The organism is Ralstonia sp. OTU4908, assembly GCF_038440115.1.
Taxonomy (GTDB): domain Bacteria; phylum Pseudomonadota; class Gammaproteobacteria; order Burkholderiales; family Burkholderiaceae; genus Ralstonia; species Ralstonia pickettii.
On the sequence record NZ_JASATD010000004.1, the window covers coordinates 231,490 to 247,061 of the forward strand.

At 64.6% G+C, this 15,572-nt stretch carries 16 protein-coding genes; 6 read left to right on the forward strand and 10 right to left on the reverse strand.

Annotated features, from left to right (window positions below; translation table 11 throughout):
- The first annotated feature begins 24 nt into the window (after nt 1-24).
- A complete protein-coding gene (locus AAHM38_RS05975) occupies nt 25-510 on the forward strand; it encodes a YajQ family cyclic di-GMP-binding protein (protein WP_009241389.1) in 486 nt (161 codons plus the stop codon).
- 73 nt (nt 511-583) lie between these two features.
- Here AAHM38_RS05975 and AAHM38_RS05980 read toward each other — a convergent pair whose 3' ends face one another.
- Complete coding sequence (locus AAHM38_RS05980) at nt 584-2,971, reverse strand: acylase (protein ID WP_116575657.1); 2,388 nt, start codon at nt 2,969-2,971, stop codon at nt 584-586.
- 160 nt (nt 2,972-3,131) lie between these two features.
- On the opposite strand from AAHM38_RS05980, the gene AAHM38_RS05985 reads away from it, so the two are divergent.
- Entirely contained in the window at nt 3,132-4,148 is a 1,017-nt protein-coding gene (locus AAHM38_RS05985; protein WP_116575658.1) for a GlxA family transcriptional regulator, read from the forward strand.
- On the opposite strand, the gene plsY is transcribed toward AAHM38_RS05985, so the two are convergent.
- The 7 genes from plsY to queG all read right to left on the reverse strand — a co-directional run bounded on the left by plsY (nt 4,145) and on the right by queG (nt 9,985).
- Nucleotides 4,145-4,768, reverse strand: coding sequence for a glycerol-3-phosphate 1-O-acyltransferase PlsY (gene plsY, locus AAHM38_RS05990; protein ID WP_116575659.1), 624 nt, complete (start codon nt 4,766-4,768; stop codon nt 4,145-4,147). The two genes, AAHM38_RS05985 and plsY, sit on opposite strands and share 4 nt — an antisense overlap.
- A 70-nt stretch (nt 4,769-4,838) precedes the next feature.
- The gene (gene ybaK, locus AAHM38_RS05995) at nt 4,839-5,330 is read right to left on the reverse strand and encodes a Cys-tRNA(Pro) deacylase (protein ID WP_116575675.1); all 492 of its coding nucleotides are present in this window, start codon (nt 5,328-5,330) and stop codon (nt 4,839-4,841) included.
- A gap of 22 nt (nt 5,331-5,352) precedes the next feature.
- On the reverse strand, nt 5,353-6,288 hold the full coding sequence (gene xerD, locus AAHM38_RS06000) for a site-specific tyrosine recombinase XerD (RefSeq protein WP_116575660.1): 936 nt from the start codon (nt 6,286-6,288) through the stop codon (nt 5,353-5,355).
- Nucleotides 6,285-6,761 (reverse strand): methylated-DNA--[protein]-cysteine S-methyltransferase, encoded by a 477-nt coding sequence (locus tag AAHM38_RS06005; protein WP_116575661.1) that lies wholly within the window; start codon nt 6,759-6,761, stop codon nt 6,285-6,287. Before AAHM38_RS06005 ends, xerD begins: the two co-directional genes overlap by 4 nt.
- 61 nt (nt 6,762-6,822) lie before the next feature.
- Nucleotides 6,823-7,800, reverse strand: a complete 978-nt coding sequence (locus AAHM38_RS06010) for a tripartite tricarboxylate transporter substrate binding protein BugE (protein WP_116575676.1) — start codon at nt 7,798-7,800, stop codon at nt 6,823-6,825.
- Nucleotides 7,801-7,922: 122 nt separating this feature from the next.
- Nucleotides 7,923-8,573, reverse strand: a complete 651-nt coding sequence (locus tag AAHM38_RS06015; protein ID WP_116575662.1) for a chalcone isomerase family protein — start codon at nt 8,571-8,573, stop codon at nt 7,923-7,925.
- Nucleotides 8,574-8,833: 260 nt separating this feature from the next.
- On the reverse strand, nt 8,834-9,985 hold the full coding sequence (gene queG, locus AAHM38_RS06020) for a tRNA epoxyqueuosine(34) reductase QueG (protein ID WP_116575663.1): 1,152 nt from the start codon (nt 9,983-9,985) through the stop codon (nt 8,834-8,836).
- Nucleotides 9,986-10,001: 16 nt separating this feature from the next.
- On the opposite strand from queG, the gene tsaE reads away from it, so the two are divergent.
- From tsaE to AAHM38_RS06035, 3 genes are read left to right on the forward strand one after another with little or no spacing between them, the layout of a single operon-like run.
- On the forward strand, nt 10,002-10,580 hold the full coding sequence (tsaE, locus tag AAHM38_RS06025) for a tRNA (adenosine(37)-N6)-threonylcarbamoyltransferase complex ATPase subunit type 1 TsaE (RefSeq protein WP_116575677.1): 579 nt from the start codon (nt 10,002-10,004) through the stop codon (nt 10,578-10,580).
- Nucleotides 10,574-12,097, forward strand: a complete 1,524-nt coding sequence (locus AAHM38_RS06030) for an N-acetylmuramoyl-L-alanine amidase (protein WP_116575664.1) — start codon at nt 10,574-10,576, stop codon at nt 12,095-12,097. The genes tsaE and AAHM38_RS06030 overlap by 7 nt, the downstream gene beginning before the upstream one ends.
- Nucleotides 12,098-12,100: 3 nt before the next feature.
- Nucleotides 12,101-12,646: a GNAT family N-acetyltransferase gene (locus AAHM38_RS06035; RefSeq protein ID WP_116575665.1), complete on the forward strand. Its 546-nt coding sequence runs from the start codon at nt 12,101-12,103 to the stop codon at nt 12,644-12,646.
- On the opposite strand, the gene AAHM38_RS06040 is transcribed toward AAHM38_RS06035, so the two are convergent.
- A complete protein-coding gene (locus AAHM38_RS06040) occupies nt 12,647-13,678 on the reverse strand; it encodes a bile acid:sodium symporter family protein (protein ID WP_116575666.1) in 1,032 nt (343 codons plus the stop codon).
- 118 nt (nt 13,679-13,796) lie between these two features.
- Here AAHM38_RS06040 and AAHM38_RS06045 point away from each other — a divergent pair, with 118 nt between their 5' ends.
- Nucleotides 13,797-14,693, forward strand: coding sequence for a LysR family transcriptional regulator (locus AAHM38_RS06045; RefSeq protein ID WP_012762754.1), 897 nt, complete (start codon nt 13,797-13,799; stop codon nt 14,691-14,693).
- Nucleotides 14,694-14,706: 13 nt separating this feature from the next.
- Here AAHM38_RS06045 and AAHM38_RS06050 read toward each other — a convergent pair whose 3' ends face one another.
- Nucleotides 14,707-15,465 carry a 3-hydroxyacyl-CoA dehydrogenase gene (locus AAHM38_RS06050; RefSeq protein WP_116575667.1) on the reverse strand — a complete coding sequence of 253 codons (759 nt, stop codon included), beginning with the start codon at nt 15,463-15,465 and terminating at the stop codon, nt 14,707-14,709.
- Nucleotides 15,466-15,572: the final 107 nt, after the last annotated feature.

Consider the following 15,572-nt stretch of genomic DNA (forward strand, 5'->3'; position numbering starts at 1 on the left):
ATTCAAGTCTGCAAGGAGAACACGATGCCGTCGTTTGACGTGGTATGCGAAGCCAACATGGTGGAAGTGAAGAACGCCGTGGAACAGGCCAACAAAGAGATCTCGACGCGATTCGACTTCAAGGGCTCCGACTCCCGCGTCGAGCACAAGGAGCAGGAACTGACCTTGTTTGCCGATGACGATTTCAAGATCGGCCAGGTCAACGATGTGCTGATGAACAAGCTCGCCAAGCGCAACGTCGATGTACGCTTCCTGGATTACCAGGACAAGCAGAAGATCGGCGGCGACAAGATGAAGCAGGTCGTCAAGATCAAGAAGGGCGTCTCGGGCGACTTGGCCAAGAAGATCGTCAAGACGATCAAGGACAGCAAGATCAAGGTGCAGGCGAGCATCCAGGGCGATGCGGTGCGTGTGACCGGCGCCAAGCGCGATGACCTGCAAAGCGTGATCGCCATGCTGCGCAAGGACGTGAGCGACACCCCGCTGGATTTCAACAACTTCCGCGACTGAACCCGCCACGCTTCCAGGCAAAACGCCCCGCACGAGCGGGGCGTTTGCGTTTGCGTTTGCAGCGGCAAAAAGATCACTGCGACAGCTTGGTCACCTTCAGTGCCGGATCGGCGGCGATGGCGGCTTCTGAAAACGGCAACCGGTTCCAGCGCTTGGCCGAGAACTCGCGCATCTGGTCGAACGCATGCGGTGAGGCCGGATCGGTCGATTCACCGTAGGTCAGAAGCGCATCGGCCACGGGGCCCTGATCGTCGAACGTGACGGTCTGGATGTAGCTCGTGCCGAAATACACCTGCAAGCCTTTCGGTCCGATCGGCATGCTCTGCAGCTTGTTCAGCACGCCTTCGTACTCCTCCCCGCCGTGCAGGGCGATGTCCCCGCCGGGCGCGTGTGCCGCCTGCACAGCGCTCAACGGCGCATCGAGCGCAAAGCCGGCCGTGCGGACGGCGCCCACGGCATCCTTCAACGCTTTGAACACGGCCGTGCGTACGGCTGCATCGCTCATGCGCAGGCTGCGCGGCGTGTGGACAGGATCCGCCGGGTTGAAGTCGATCGCATGGACGTGCGGGATGTCCTTGGCGCGCATCCAGAACTCGCGGAACAGGTGCGCAGCGCGCGCGTCGACGTTGTCCGTGAGGTTCCATTGCGCCAGGGCGGCGCAGCCGTCGCGTACATCGGCGTCGAGATCGGACGTGCCTTTGCAGGCGGCCAGCAGATCGTCGCGCACGAGGTGGCCGGCGAGGTTTGCGTCGCGGAAGATCATCGCCTGCAGGTTCGGCACATCGACCTTGTTGCCGGGCAGCCCGTCGGTGCCGTTCAGGCGGCGCTCGATTTCGATGATGCCGATGCGGGTGCGCAGGCGTTGCGGCACGTCGGTCGAACCCATCACCGGCGAGAAGCCGGTCAGCCTCTGCGCCGGGTTGGTCAGCCACGAGCTGTCGTTGCTGTTGGCGACGTAGTCATCGCGTTCGAGCACCGGCATGCGCGCTGGCGCCACGAGGCCCGGCACGGGCGAGGCCGGATCGACCTGCCAGTCGCACGCACTGCGTGAGCCGTCGAGCAGCACCAGCCCCGCGCCCTTGAAGAGCTTGTCCGCCAGCGGCGACGGCGCGCAACGCTTGAGGGCTTCAGCCGATACATCCGGCGTGGTCGACACATCGGCAAACAGCGCGCGGCCGTTGCGGTCGGTGGCAATCGTGTTCACCCACGGAATGCCGAGGTTGCCGATGGCCTGCCGGATGCCCGCCACGTCCGTGGCCTGTGCGATATGCAGCCACGTATCGATGGAACGCGTGTTGTTGCGATTGGCGTCGCGAAGCGTGTAGGCCTTCTGCGACGTCCACGGCATGCCACCGGCGGGCATCGACAGCACGGGGCCGTACACCGTGTTGTAGAAGGTGTGGGTGCGGCGCTCGAGGCGGCCGTCCGGCAGCTTCACGTCAAAGGCCACGGTGCGCGTGGTCATCTTGTGCGGCTTGCCGTCGATCAGGTAGGTGGTCGGGTCGTTCTCGGCCAGCTTCAGCTCGAACAGCGTGAAGCGGCGGCCCGTGGAAACGGTGTGCGTCCACGCCACGTCTTTGTTGAAGCCGATGCTGACGACGGGGAAGGCGGCAATCGACGCGCCCATCACGTCCAGCTTGCCGGGCACGGTCAGGTGGACCTGGTAGAAGCGATTGGTGGTCGTCCACGGGAAGTGCGGGTTGCCGAGCAGCACACCGCGACCGTTGCCCGTGGCGGCCTTGCCGAAGGCCCAGCCGTTGGAGCCGATCGGCATGTCGCGCAGTTGCAGCTCGCGGTCGAGCGCGGCGGTGTCGACGGCATGCGGCGGAATGACCGCGGAGGCGGGCGCACCGCCCGGCGGCTGCGCGGCGACGATGCTTTGCAGCATGGCGCCCGCGCTTGCCTGGATGGCCTTTTCTTCGCCCATCAACATCATGTCGGCCACCGTAAGCGGGCGCACCCAGTCGGCATTGCGGCAGGCGGCCGGGCGGCTTGCGGCCGGCGTGTCTTTTAGATAGCGGTTGTAGCCCGCGATATAGCCGCGCAGCAGCTCGCGCGCTTCAGGTGACATCTGTGCATAGCCGGCGCGCAAGCCAGCTTCGTCGAATGCGCCCTTGAAGAAGGCGTCGGCTTGCGTGTTCGGTACCGGCTTGAACGACACCACGACCGTGCCGTCCGGCCCGAACGTCTTCGACCGCTCGCCGTTGACGGTGACGACCTGGTCGGCCAGCAGGCAGATGTTGTCCTGCGCATAGGCGTAGGCCATGCCGAAGCCGAGGCTGGCGTAATCGTTGGCGCGGACGTGGGGAATGCCGAAGCGGGTGCGGCTGATTTCGGCGGAAAGGCCGGTGTCCGAAGGCGTTGTCCAGCCGCTGTCTGTGCTGGCGCAGCCGGCCAGCGCCGCAAGTGCGGCCGTGGCAAGCGCTCTGCGCAGTGCGAATCCCTGCATGAATCGCTGCATCGTGCGTTGTCTCCTGATGTCGATGTTGTTATGGGCGGTTGCGTCAGTGCGCAGCCACCGCGGCATCGTCAATCGGGCGGGTCCGATTCGAAAGAGGTATTCCCGCCAGAATTCGAGGCAATATCGCCACGCGTATTGCCGCCCGGACCTATACTGCGGCATGCCGAAAATCGACTTGCTGACTTTCCCTGACGCTGGTTTCTCTATGCTGGCCACGGCTTCCGACACGCTTGGCGTGGCCAATGCGCTGGCTTCCATGCAGGCCGGCAAGCGCGCCAATGCCGCCAAGACGCCGGTGTTCGGCTGGCGGCTCGTCGCGCGGGACCCGGCGCGTTGGCAGGCGGCTGCAGAGACGCTCGCTTGCAGTTGGGAGGCCCTACCGCAAGACGACGTGCAGTTGGGTGACGCGTTGATCGTCCCCCCGCTGCATTTCGATCACATCGGCACGCTGGAGCAGCGTCTGGCCCTGCTGGACGCGGAGCGCTCCACCATCCGCCGTTATCTGCAGGCCGGGCGGCTCGTGGCGTCGCCGTTCACGGGGGTGGCGATGTTGGCCGACGTATTGCCGCCCGGCCAGCGCCTGACCGTCACGTGGCTGATTGCCGGGTGGGTGCAGGGCAATTTTCCCAGTCTGAAGGTCGTGCCGGCACAGGCCATTGTCAGCAGCGGCAACGTCATCACCGCGCGGGCGATGGAACATGGCGTGGCGCTCATGCATCGCGTGGTTGCGCGATTGGCGGATGCGCGGCTCGCGCGCACACTGGGCAATACGGCGCTCGACCACCCGTCGCGCGGCGAGGCCATCGGCATATGGCTGCGCAGCAAACCGGCCATTCGCGACAGCGTCGTGCTGCGTGCGCGGCGATACCTGCAGCAGCATCTGCACGAACCGTTTGACCTCGGAAGACTCGCCGCAGCCGCCTCGACCAGCGAGCGGACGCTGCTGCGTCATTTCACGAAAACCGTGGGGATGTCGCCGCTGCAATTGCTGCACCGGCTGCGTGTGGAGCGCGCGTGTCACTTGCTGGAAGTCAGCACGCTGAGCCTGACGACGATTGCCGAGCAGTGCGGCTATCAGGACATGTCCGCCTTTCGGCGACTGATCCGGCGGCATACGGGGCGGCCGCCGGGAGCACATCGGCGCGCGCATTCGGTGCGCGCCGAGCTGCGAAATTAAGCTGTTTTCTTTTTCTCGCCGATGCGGCTTTCCTTGCCGGCGAGCAGCTTGGCGATATTGGCGCGGTGGCGCGCGATGAGCAGCACGGCCATCAGCGCAACCGCGCCGGCAATCCAGTCGAAGCCGTTCATCAACACATAGAAGAACGGCGCGAACACCGCCGACACCAGCGCCGCCAGCGACGAATAACGGAAGAACACGGCGATGATGAGCCACGTTGCCAGCGTGGCCAGCCCCAGCCACACGTTCAACGCCAGCAGGATGCCTGCTGCCGTGGCCACACCCTTGCCGCCCTCAAAGCGGTGGAACACCGGAAACAGGTGGCCCAGGAACACGGCGATCACCACCAGCGCGATGCCGGTCTCGCCCACGCCAAAGCGCGGCGCCAACCATTGTGCCAGCCACACCGCCAGCCAGCCCTTGGCTGCGTCGCCGAGCAGCGTGAGGATGGCCGCCTTCTTATTGCCGGAGCGCAGCACGTTGGTGGCGCCGGGGTTGCCCGAGCCGTAGGTACGCGGGTCTGCCAGACCCATCGCGCGGCTGACCACCACGGCGAACGAGATCGAGCCGATCAGGTAGGCGGCCAGGGCAAAAATGACGGTTGCGACGACTGGAGACATAGGAAATCGATGAAATCAGGCTGCGGGATTGTAGCGTGCCGCATAGGTTGCCCCAGCCGCCGCGCTCGTTTCAATCGGGGTTTGCACAGTTGACGGGCTGCGCGTTCAGCACGGTCGTCAGCACGCTCGGTGCGAGGCTCACGAGAAAGCCCCGCCTGCCGCCGTTGATGTAGATGCGCTCAAGCTCCAGCACGCTCGCCTCCACATACACCGGCATCGCCTTGCGCACCCCAAATGGGGACGTGCCGCCGACGAGATAGCCGCTGTGCCGCTGCGCCACTTCGGGCTTGCAGGGCTGTACGGACTTGCGGCCGGTCTGGCGTGCGAGGTTCTTGGTCGAGACCGAACAATCGCCGTGCATCAGCACGATCAGCGGCTTGGCGTGCTCGTCTTCCATCACCAGCGTCTTGATGACGTGGTGCTCGTCCACGCCCAACTGGCGCGACGACTCTGTTGTGCCGCCCTTGTCGACATAGTCGTAGGTGTGTTCGGCAAACACCACGCCATGCGCCTTGAGATACTGGGTGGCGGGCGTCTCGGAAACGTGCTTTGACTTGCTCATACGGGGCAGTGAAGAACGGTCGCTATCCGCGTGGATGGTGCTGCGCATGGAGTGTGCGCAGCCGCTCGCGTGCGACGTGGGTGTAGATCTGCGTGGTGGAAATATCCGCGTGGCCGAGCAGCATCTGCACGACGCGCAAGTCTGCGCCGTGGTTTAGCAGGTGCGTGGCAAACGCGTGCCGCAACGTATGCGGAGACAACGGGGCGTGGATATCGGCGAGCAGCGCATAGCGTTTGATGAGGTACCAGAACGCCTGGCGCGTCATGCCTTCGCCGCGCGCGGTCACGAACAGCGCGTCAGCCGTACGTTCGCCCAGCAGCGCCGTGCGGCCATCGCGTAAATAGCGCCGCAGCCAGTCGCCCGCTTCGGCGCCGAACGGCACCAGGCGGTCCTTGCCGCCCTTGCCGCCGACCACACGCACCACGCCTTCGTTCAGGCCGACTTCCACCGTTTTCAGCGCGACGATTTCCGACACGCGCAGCCCGCTCGCATACATCAGCTCGATCATCGCGCGGTCGCGCAGGCCGAGCGGCGTGTCGACATCCGGCGCGTTGATGAGCGCCTCGACTTGGGTTTCGGACAGCGTCTTCGGAAAGCGGGGCGGCTGCTTGGCCGTCGGCAGCAGGCGCGACGGATCGGTGCTCACCACGTGCTCGCGCAGCGCCCACTGGAAGAAGCGCTTGAAGACGGTGCGGCGCCGGTTGGCCGACGATGCACGGCTCTCGGCATGGCGTGCGGCGAAGTAATCGGCCAGGTCGCCGTCTTCGGTTTCGGCGATGGACTTGCCGCGCGCGGCCAGCCAGTGCGCGTAGAGCGTCAAGTCGCGCCGGTACGCATCCAGCGTATTGCGGGCGAGGCCGTCCTCCAGCCACAGTGCGTCGCAGAAGCGCTGGATGGCGTCTGCGCTCTGCGGCGGCAGGGCGGGGGCCTCTGCGTCTTTTAATGCAGCCGCTCTCATATCAGCATCACGCCTTCGTGGCGCAGCAGCCAGTGCTTGATGTTCAGCAGGTAGCCATCGGTGTGGTGCGAAAACCCGCCGATGCCGGACGCGCTCACCACGCGGTGGCAGGGGATGAGGATGGGGAACCAGTTGTCGCCGCATGCCTGTCCGACCGCGCGTGGCACGCTGCCGATCTGTTGCGCGATGGTGCCGTAGGTGATGACGCTGCCGCACGGAATGGCGCTGATGGCCTGCCACACGCGGAGCTGGAAATCTGTGCCGGCGGGTGCGAGCGGGATGTCGAATGTCGCGCGCGCTTCGCTATAGTACGCGTCGAGCTGGCGAGCCAGCCTGGCGATCAACGCGTCGGATGAATCGACAGTCGGCGTACTTTCGGGCAGATAAGCGAGTTCGCGCAGCGCACCGTTGGCCACGCGCACGCCCAGCTTGCCGAAGGGCGCTTCGAGAACGGCGTCGAAAGGGGATGGCATGACGGAGGCCGGCGCTGAAAACAATCCTGCGAATCTAGCACAGGCCCCCGGGCGGGCAGCGTTACTGCTCCAGCTTGATGTTCTGCTGCTTGACGAGGGTGCGCATCTTTTCGAATTCGCGCTTGATTTCGGCCGTGTATTGCTGCGGCGTGTTGCCCACAGGCTCGGCACCGGCGCCGCGAAATCGATCGACCAGGCCCGGCTCTTTCAGCGCCTTGACCGAAGCTTCGTTGAGCTTGCGAATGACCTCGTCCGGCGTGCCGGCCGGCGCGACGAGTCCGTACCACGCAGGGTCGTTTGCATCTTTCAGGCCGACTTCGGCAAAGGTCGGCACGTCGGGCAGGCTATCGATGCGCTTGTTCCACGCCACCACGATCGGCCGCAGCTTGCCGCTCTTGATGAACTGCATCGACGAGGGCAGGTTGTCGACCATGATCGGCACCTGGTTGGCCAGCACGTCGTTCAGCGCCGGGCCCGCACCGCGATACGGCACGTGGACCATCTGCGTTTTGGTTAGCACCTTGAACGCTTCCCCCAGCATGTGGCCGATGCCGCAGGTGCCGGATGTCGCGAACGAATATTTGCCGGGGTTGGCCGTCAGCGCCGCGACAAATTCCTTGTAGTTCTTGGCCGGAAAGGTCGGGTTGACCGCAATCACGTTGGCCACCGTGGCCAGATTGGTGATCGGCTTGAAATCCTTGAGCGGGTCGTACGAAAGCTTCGGGTTGCACGCTGGGTTGACGGCATGCGTGGAGACGGTGGCGATGCCGATCGTGTAGCCGTCCGGCGCCGCCTTGGCGATGGCATCTGCGCCGATCGAACCGCCGCCGCCGCCCTTGTTTTCCACCACCACGGCCTGGCCCAGCACCTTGGAAAGCTGATCGGCCACGCTGCGCCCGACGATGTCGGTCGTGCCGCCCGGCGGAAATGGAATGATCAGCTTGAGCGGCTTGGCGGGGTAGTTGTCGGCCAGTGCCGGGCCGCACAACGCCATGCCTGCGGCGCCGACCAGACTTGCGATCAGTCGTCTCTTGGGCATCGTCATCCTCCTTGTGGCTTGGTGCGCGTTCTGCGTTCTTGTAGGAATCTGCTGAATAGCACAACTGCAAACGCCAACCACGCGGCGACCGGGGAAACCCTGAAAAGCCGATCGTCAGGCTGTCAGCTTCCGAGCAAGCCGTTTTTCAGCTCGCGGTCCACCGGGCTGTTGCCGATGAAGATGCTGAGCACGGCCTGGTAGAAATCTTCGCCGGGGATGGCCTTGGTGCGCGCCACGCCATTGATGCTGATGGTGGTGCCAGCATCGGGGGCATAGTCGAAGTTGATGGTGTCGCCGCGCTTGGTGGAGCCGATCTGGCGCATCGCGTCTTCCAGCTGCGTTAGCCGGTCGGCGAGCTTCTGCATTTGAATTTCGGTCTGGTTGCGATGGATGCCGTCGTTCAATGCGTGGATGAACGTGTCGGCGCCCACATTGCGCAACGGATGAATCTGCAACCGCTTCGGGCCTTTCATGCCGAGGACGACGGCCGCGTTCTTTGCGCGCTCGGGCAGATACAGACCCGCGACATAGCCTTTGATAACGAACACCGAACGCAGGCCCGTACCGTTGAGCAGCAGTTCACGGCCGGCCACGCGCGCGGCGTCGTCGAAGGGCACCCCCTCGACGTTCACCGTGGACCATGCCGGGCTCACACACGCGGCGCAGAGCAATGCGCCAAGGATGCCGTCGCGCCACGCGCGTGCAATCCAGGATGAGCGGACACGGATTGCAGCCTGCAATGCGCAATGGAGATCAACAAGAGCGGAAAACATCGATGTGAGCGGTTTAGGATTAGGCCGCCATTTTCCCGATATTTTATTGAGAAACAATTGGTGTCTGCCCTGATGCGCAAGCGTTTGCGTACTAGGCGGTATAAGGGCCTGCCTGTACCAGCATTAAGCGGCATTCATGGGTTTGTGCTAGCCGCGTATTGTTTTGTTTTTAAAACAATCTGCAAGCAGCGTAAAAAACAGATTAACCACGCGTCACAGTGTTGATGCACTGGTACGTTGCGCCACAGGGAGTGCTCACGTCATTGGGCGAGCGCCCATGCGACGTGTTCACGCACGAGTTCCGACGCGTGATCAGCGCGTTCATGCAGGGCGGCCATCAGTAGCGTGCGCGTTGTATCCAGCAGCGGCCCGCGCAGCGCGTTGCCGATCGCCACGGCAATGTTGCGCAGCCAGCGCTCGTGCCCGATGCGGCGGATGGGGCTGCCCTCGAGCCGTTGGTTGAATTCGGTGTCCGTCCAGCTGAACAGCTCAGCCAGCGTAGCCGCGTCCAGTCCGTTGCGCACGTCAAAGTCCGCCAAGTTGGCCGGTACGGCAAACTTGTTCCACGGGCAGATGAGCTGGCAGTCGTCGCAGCCATAGACGCGGTTGCCCATCGCCGGGCGCAGCTCAACCGGAATGCTCCCCTTATGCTCGATGGTCAGATACGAGATGCAACGGCGTGCATCCACCGTGTATGGCGCGACGATGGCCTGCGTAGGGCAGACGTCGATGCAGCGCGTGCAATTGCCGCAGTGGGGCTCCACGGGCGGATCAACGGGAAACGGGAGGTCGACGAGGATTTCTCCGAGAAAGAACATCGAGCCCGCATCGCGGTCGAGCAGCAGCGTGTGTTTGCCGCGCCAGCCCAGGCCGCCGTTGGTGGCGAGCGCGACTTCCAGCACCGGTGCCGAATCGGTGAACACGCGAAAGCCGTACGGCCCGATGGCACCGGCAATTTTTTCCGCCAGCTTCTGCAGGCGTTGGCGCAGCACCTTGTGATAGTCGCGGCCCCGGGCGTAGAGCGAGATGGTGGCGTCTTCAGGGCGGCGCAGGCGGTCCCACTCGATGGTGCGCCAGTCGCTGCCGGGTGTTTGCGGATCGGCCAGATGTGGCAGATACGGCATCCGCGCGACGATGGCGCGTACCGTTCCGGCAACAAGTTCAGCCGGGCGCGCGCGGAGCATGCCATGGTTCGCCATATAATCCATGTCACCGTAAAACCCCTGCTCAAGCCACGTCTGGAGCCCTTCTTCAGCGTGCGACAGGTCGACATCGGCGATGCGGACCGCATCGAAACCGAGTTCGGCACCCCAGGAGCGAATCTGCGCGACAAGCGCGTGCATGCCGGCCGCATCGGCTGGCAGGCGTGCATGCAGGTTCGTTTCGGGCGATGACGTGGGGGTGGCGGACATGTCCAAATTGTACGCAATGCCCACCGTGCTCCCTGCTGACGCGCCTTCTGGTCTGACCCCTCCGCTCGCCGAGCGCACGCTTTCGCTCACCGATGAAGCGGCCACGTCGGCCTTTGGCGCGGCGCTCGCGCAGGCCGTGCGGGCATTGGGCGCGCGGCCCGTGCAGGTGCAGCTTTCCGGCGATCTGGGCGCGGGCAAGACGACGCTGTCGCGCGCCATCCTGCGCGGCCTCGGACACACCGGGCGCGTGCGCAGCCCCACCTACACGCTGGTCGAGCCGTACGACGTTGCCGGAACTACGGGCACGCAGAAGGTCTATCACTTCGATCTGTATCGCTTTGCCGATCCGGAAGAGTGGACCGACGCCGGCTTCCGCGATTGCTTTGCCGAACCCGCGCTGTGTCTCGTCGAATGGCCAGAGAAGGCGCAGGCGCTGCTGGGCACGCCTGACTTGCACATCGCTTTATCGGTCGACGTTGTGCACGAAACCTACGATGACGGCGTTGAGCATGCACCGCGCGCCGCACGTCTGAGCGCACGCACACAGACCGGCCTTCAACTTCTACAGTCGTTGCAACACCTGTTCCCATGCTGATCAAGCATCTGCCGACCGACCAACCGGATGATCCCCACCTGCCGAGCCAGGCCCGCCGCCAATGGCTCTCGCGCATGGCCAAGGCTGGCGCAGGCACGGTCATCCTGAGCCTGGTGGGCCCGCAGATTGCGCGCGGCGCCAACATCGTCGCCGTACGCGTGTGGCCCGCCGAGGACTACACACGCGTGACGATCGAATCCGACGTCGCGCTCAAGGCCACGCATCAGCTCATCAAGGACCCGGATCGGCTGATGGTCGACATCGACGGGCTCGAACTGAACCCGACCTTGCGCGAGCTGGTCGCCAAGATCGCGCCGAACGATCCGTACATCCGCCAGGTGCGCGTGGGTCAGAACCGGCCGAGCGTCGTGCGTCTGGTGTTCGACCTGAAGGAAAGCGTCAACCCACAGGTGTTCACGCTGCTGCCGATTGCCGGCTATCGGAACCGGCTGGTGTTCGACCTGTACCCGACCAACCCGCCCGACCCGCTGATGCAGCTCGTGCAGGCCACCGAGGGCAAGCAGGAGCGCTTTGCTGCGTCCGGCGGCACGCCCATGCCGGCGCCGTCGGATGACGATGATCCGATCGCCGCGCTGGCACGCCGCGACAGCAGCGCAAGCCCTACCAAGCCAGCGATCGAAGAGCCGCAACCTCCGGCACTTGCCAGCCGCACACCGCCTCGCAAGGCGCCGCCTCCCACGTCGACGAATCCTCCATCGACGCTCGCCAACGCGCCGAACACGCCGCCGCAGGAGATCCTTCCCGAGCAACCCGTGCCGCGTGCGCCGTCGAGCGGCCCGCGCATGCGCCGCCTGCTTACGGTCGCCATCGACCCCGGCCATGGCGGCGAAGACCCGGGCGCCACGGGCGGCGCCGGCACGCACGAGAAAGACGTGGTGCTGTCGATCGCTCGCATGCTCAAGGCCAAGATCGACGCCCAGCCCAACATGCGCGCCATGATGACGCGCGATTCCGACTACTTCGTCCCGCTGGGCGTGCGTGTGCAGAAGGCGCGCCGCGTGCAGGCGGACCTGTTCGTCTCCATCCACGCCGATGCGTTCGTCACCCCGGAAGCGCGCGGTGCCTCGGTGTTCGTGCTTTCGGATCGCGGCGCCTCCAGCGCGCAGGCCAAGTGGCTCGCCAACAAGGAAAACGCCGCCGACATGATCGGCGGTGCCAATCTCGGCTCGAAAGACGCCCAGGTCACGCGCGTGCTGTTGGATTTGTCGACCACCGCCCAGATCGGCGACAGCATGAAGGTCGGCAAGGCCGTGCTGGACCAGATCGGCGGCATCAACCGGCTGCACAAGGGGCAGGTGGAGCAGGCGGGCTTTGCGGTGCTCAAGGCGCCCGACATTCCGTCGATCCTCGTCGAGACGGCCTTCATCTCCAACCCGGAAGAAGAAGCCAAGCTCAACGACCTGGGGCACCAGAACCAGCTTGCCGAGGCGATCCTGCGCGGTATTCGCGCCTACTTTGCCAAGAACCCGCCATTGTCGCGCAACCCGGGCGTCTGACGCATGACGACGCTTGTGCTACGCGAAGGCGGTGCGTCTGACGCCAGCACCATCGCCGACATCCACACGCGAAGCTGGCAGACCGCGTATCGCGGGCTCGGGGTCCTGTCCGACGCGTATCTCGACGGCGTGGCCAACGCAGAGATGCACGCGAAGTGGCACGAACGCATGACTGCACCCGTGGCCGGGCAATACGTGTGGTGTGCCGATCTGGATGGCGAGACCATCGGTTTCCTCTGCGCCATGCGTGAAGACAATACGCCATGGGGCGCGCTCGTCGACAACCTGCATCTGCTGCCGGCGTCACGCGGCCATGGTGTCGGCAAGTGCCTGATGGGCAAAGCGGCGCGCTGGGCCGCGTCTCAGGGCATCACACAGTTACATCTGCTGGTGTACGAGGCGAACACCGCCGCGATCGGCTTCTACGAAGCCCTGGCCGGTGTGTCGGTCAGCCGCGACTGGCTGGAGACGGCCGATGGCGGGCACGCTTGGGTGCGCACCTACCACTGGCCAGAAGCGGAATTCGAAAATCTGACGCGCTTGCCTTGATCAAGCCACGCGGCTCGCCGGGGCAGTTGCTCTGGCCTCGGCGTGGGCCACGCGATCCGCATACCTGCGCGCGAGCGTCGAGCACACAATCAGCTGCAACTGGTGATAGATCATCAGCGGCAGCACAATCAGGCCGAGCGCGGAGTTGCCGGCAAACAGGATCTTCCCCATCGGCACGCCGTTCGCCAGGCTCTTCTTCGAGCCGCAGAACACGGCGGTGATTTCGTCGGCAAGGTTGAAGCCCGCGCGTCGCGACAGCCATGTCGTCGCACCCAGGACGACGAACAGCAGCGCGCTGCTCATGACGGCCACCGCCACGATGGTCTCCCACGGATACTTCGACCACACCCCTGCGTGCGTCGAATCGGCAAACGAGTTGAACACGATCAGCAGGATCACCGCGCGGTCGACCTTGCTGATGATCGCCTTGTGCTTGTTGATGAAGCCGCCGAGCACCGGGCGCAGCAACTGACCCAGCACGAACGGCAGCAGCAGTTGTTCTGCCACGCCCAGCAGCGCCTTGCCCACCGACAGGTCCGCGCCCGACGCCTGGATCACAAAGCTCATCAGCAGCGGGGTGGCGATCATGCCGATCAGGCCCGAGATGGTCGCGTTGAAGATGGCGGCCGGTACGTTCCCCTTGGCCATGGCTGTCATCGCCACCGACGACGACACCGTGGATGGCAGCGCGCACAGATAGAACACGCCCAGCAGCAGCTCAGCCGGAATGAACGGCTTGCACGCAAACAGGATGACCGCGCCGATCAGCGGAAACAGGATGAAGGTGCAGCTCTGCACGAACAGATGCAGGCGCCAGTTGCGCGCGCCTTCGACGATCTTCTCGCGGGAGAGTGCCGCGCCGAGCAGGAAGAACACCAGCGATACGCCGACGATGGTGACGATGTCGAGTCGCAGCGGCCCATCGCTCGCGCCAAGCGCGGGGAAGAACAGGGCGAGCGCGACCATCACAAGCATGGCGCGGATAAACCCATCGATCTGGGACAACAACGGAGACAACAGCGGAATCTTCATGTGCGTACGCGGTCACCATTACATGACGGCGCGGTTGGATGGCGGGATAGCCGCTATTGCACAACATCCCTATCTAGAATACAAATGCATTGATCAAATCAATTCATACGCTATCAGCATGAATGTGACGTTGCGCCAGTTGCGCGTCTTTCTCGCGGTGGCACGCGCGCACAGCTTCAGCCGGGCGGGCGACACCATCGGCCTGACCCAGCCGGCCGTGAGCCGCTCGATCTCCGAGCTGGAAGGCGAACTGGGCTTGAAGCTGCTCGATCGCACCACCCGCGAAGTCGTGCTGACGGAAGTGGGCCGCTCGCTGGCGACGGCGCTGGATCGCCTCGTCGCTGATCTGGACGACACGTTGCAACAGGCGCGACAGGTGAGCGAGCAGCGGCGCGGCCGCGTTGTCGTGGCGTCCAGTCCGACCGTGTCGACCCGGTTGATGCCGGTCTACGTGGCGGAGTGCGCGGTGCGCTATCCAGACATCCGCATGATCGTGCGTGACTCCGTGCAGGTCGACACGCTGCAATTGATCCGCACAGGCGGAGCCGATTTTGGGGTGGTGGTGGAACCCCTCGATACCGAAGGCCTGTGGACCGAGCCACTGCTGATCGATCCTTTCTGCCTCGTCTGTCGCAAGGATCACCCGTTCGCGCAGCGCAGCAGTGTGCGCTGGAAAGATCTGCATCGGACGGCGGTCGTCCTGCTCGACCATGCTTCGGGCAGCCGCCCGCTCATCGACCGCATTTTCCTGCGCCACGGCGTTCACCCGGACGTTGCGCAGGAGATGGGTCACAGCAGCGCCGTATTCGGCATGGTGGAAGCTGGTATCGGCGCGGGCGTGGTGCCATCGCTATCGTTGCCGCTGCCGTCTTCGTCGCCTTTGGTCGCGGTACCGTTGTCGCCTAAGGAAACGCGCGCGATCGTGCTGGCGCGGCGGCATGACCGGTCGTTGTCTCCGGCGGCCGAAGCGGCGTGGCAGATGATTCGCCGGATGGCGCTGCCCGCCGCCTCATGACCTGATTACACGCTTATTTCGGCTGCATGCGGATGGCGCCATCCAGGCGGATGGTCTCACCATTGAGCATCGGGTTCTCAACGATCGCACGCGCGAGCTGCGCATATTCCGACGGCTTACCCAGGCGCGGTGGGAACGGCACCATCTTGCCCAGCGCGTCCTGCACTTCGGCCGGCATGCCGAGCAGCATCGGCGTTTCGAAAATGCCCGGCGCAATCGTCATCACGCGGATGCCGTCACGCGACAGGTCACGTGCAATTGCCAGCGTCATCGCCACCACGCCGCCCTTGGACGCCGCGTAGGCCGCCTGGCCAATCTGCCCGTCAAACGCAGCCACCGATGCCGTGTTGATGATCACGCCGCGCTCGCCGCCGGCGTTGGGTGTGTTGCCGGCCATGGCCGTCGCGGCCAGGCGAATCATGTTGAACGTGCCGATCAGGTTGATGTTGATCACGCGCGCGAACTGGTCCAGCGGGTGCGGCCCCGTCTTGCCCACCGTGCGCGAGGCCGTTGCAATCCCTGCGCAGTTCACCAGCCCGCGCAGCGTGCCCAGCGATGTGGCGGCTTCCACAACGGCTTGCCCGTCCGCTTCGGACGTGACATCGCAGCGCACGAAGCGACCGCCCAGTTCCTGCGCCAGCGCCGTGCCGGCCGCTTCGTTCAGGTCTGCGATCACCACCTTGCCGCCGGCTTCCGCTAACGTGCGTGCTGTGCCGGCGCCCAGTCCCGACGCACCGCCGGTGACGATGAATACCTGATCGCGAATCTCCATGCCGTGTCTCCTCGTGTGTGGATTGCGAGTTACTTGACGTTTACGTTCGCGTCAAGTTCAGCGTCATATGTTAGCGCGAAGCGGCCGGCGATCGATGTCAAGTCCTA

Coding starts and splice junctions, on each gene's coding strand:
- AAHM38_RS05975 (WP_009241389.1), top strand. CDS start 25: ATGCCGTCGTTTGACGTGGTATGCGAAGCCAACATGGTGGAAGTGAAG.
- AAHM38_RS05980 (WP_116575657.1), bottom strand. CDS start 2,971: ATGCAGCGATTCATGCAGGGATTCGCACTGCGCAGAGCGCTTGCCACG.
- AAHM38_RS05985 (WP_116575658.1), top strand. CDS start 3,132: ATGCCGAAAATCGACTTGCTGACTTTCCCTGACGCTGGTTTCTCTATG.
- plsY (WP_116575659.1), bottom strand. CDS start 4,768: ATGTCTCCAGTCGTCGCAACCGTCATTTTTGCCCTGGCCGCCTACCTG.
- ybaK (WP_116575675.1), bottom strand. CDS start 5,330: ATGAGCAAGTCAAAGCACGTTTCCGAGACGCCCGCCACCCAGTATCTC.
- xerD (WP_116575660.1), bottom strand. CDS start 6,288: ATGAGAGCGGCTGCATTAAAAGACGCAGAGGCCCCCGCCCTGCCGCCG.
- AAHM38_RS06005 (WP_116575661.1), bottom strand. CDS start 6,761: ATGCCATCCCCTTTCGACGCCGTTCTCGAAGCGCCCTTCGGCAAGCTG.
- AAHM38_RS06010 (WP_116575676.1), bottom strand. CDS start 7,800: ATGCCCAAGAGACGACTGATCGCAAGTCTGGTCGGCGCCGCAGGCATG.
- AAHM38_RS06015 (WP_116575662.1), bottom strand. CDS start 8,573: ATGTTTTCCGCTCTTGTTGATCTCCATTGCGCATTGCAGGCTGCAATC.
- queG (WP_116575663.1), bottom strand. CDS start 9,985: ATGTCCGCCACCCCCACGTCATCGCCCGAAACGAACCTGCATGCACGC.
- tsaE (WP_116575677.1), top strand. CDS start 10,002: ATGCCCACCGTGCTCCCTGCTGACGCGCCTTCTGGTCTGACCCCTCCG.
- AAHM38_RS06030 (WP_116575664.1), top strand. CDS start 10,574: ATGCTGATCAAGCATCTGCCGACCGACCAACCGGATGATCCCCACCTG.
- AAHM38_RS06035 (WP_116575665.1), top strand. CDS start 12,101: ATGACGACGCTTGTGCTACGCGAAGGCGGTGCGTCTGACGCCAGCACC.
- AAHM38_RS06040 (WP_116575666.1), bottom strand. CDS start 13,678: ATGAAGATTCCGCTGTTGTCTCCGTTGTTGTCCCAGATCGATGGGTTT.
- AAHM38_RS06045 (WP_012762754.1), top strand. CDS start 13,797: ATGAATGTGACGTTGCGCCAGTTGCGCGTCTTTCTCGCGGTGGCACGC.
- AAHM38_RS06050 (WP_116575667.1), bottom strand. CDS start 15,465: ATGGAGATTCGCGATCAGGTATTCATCGTCACCGGCGGTGCGTCGGGA.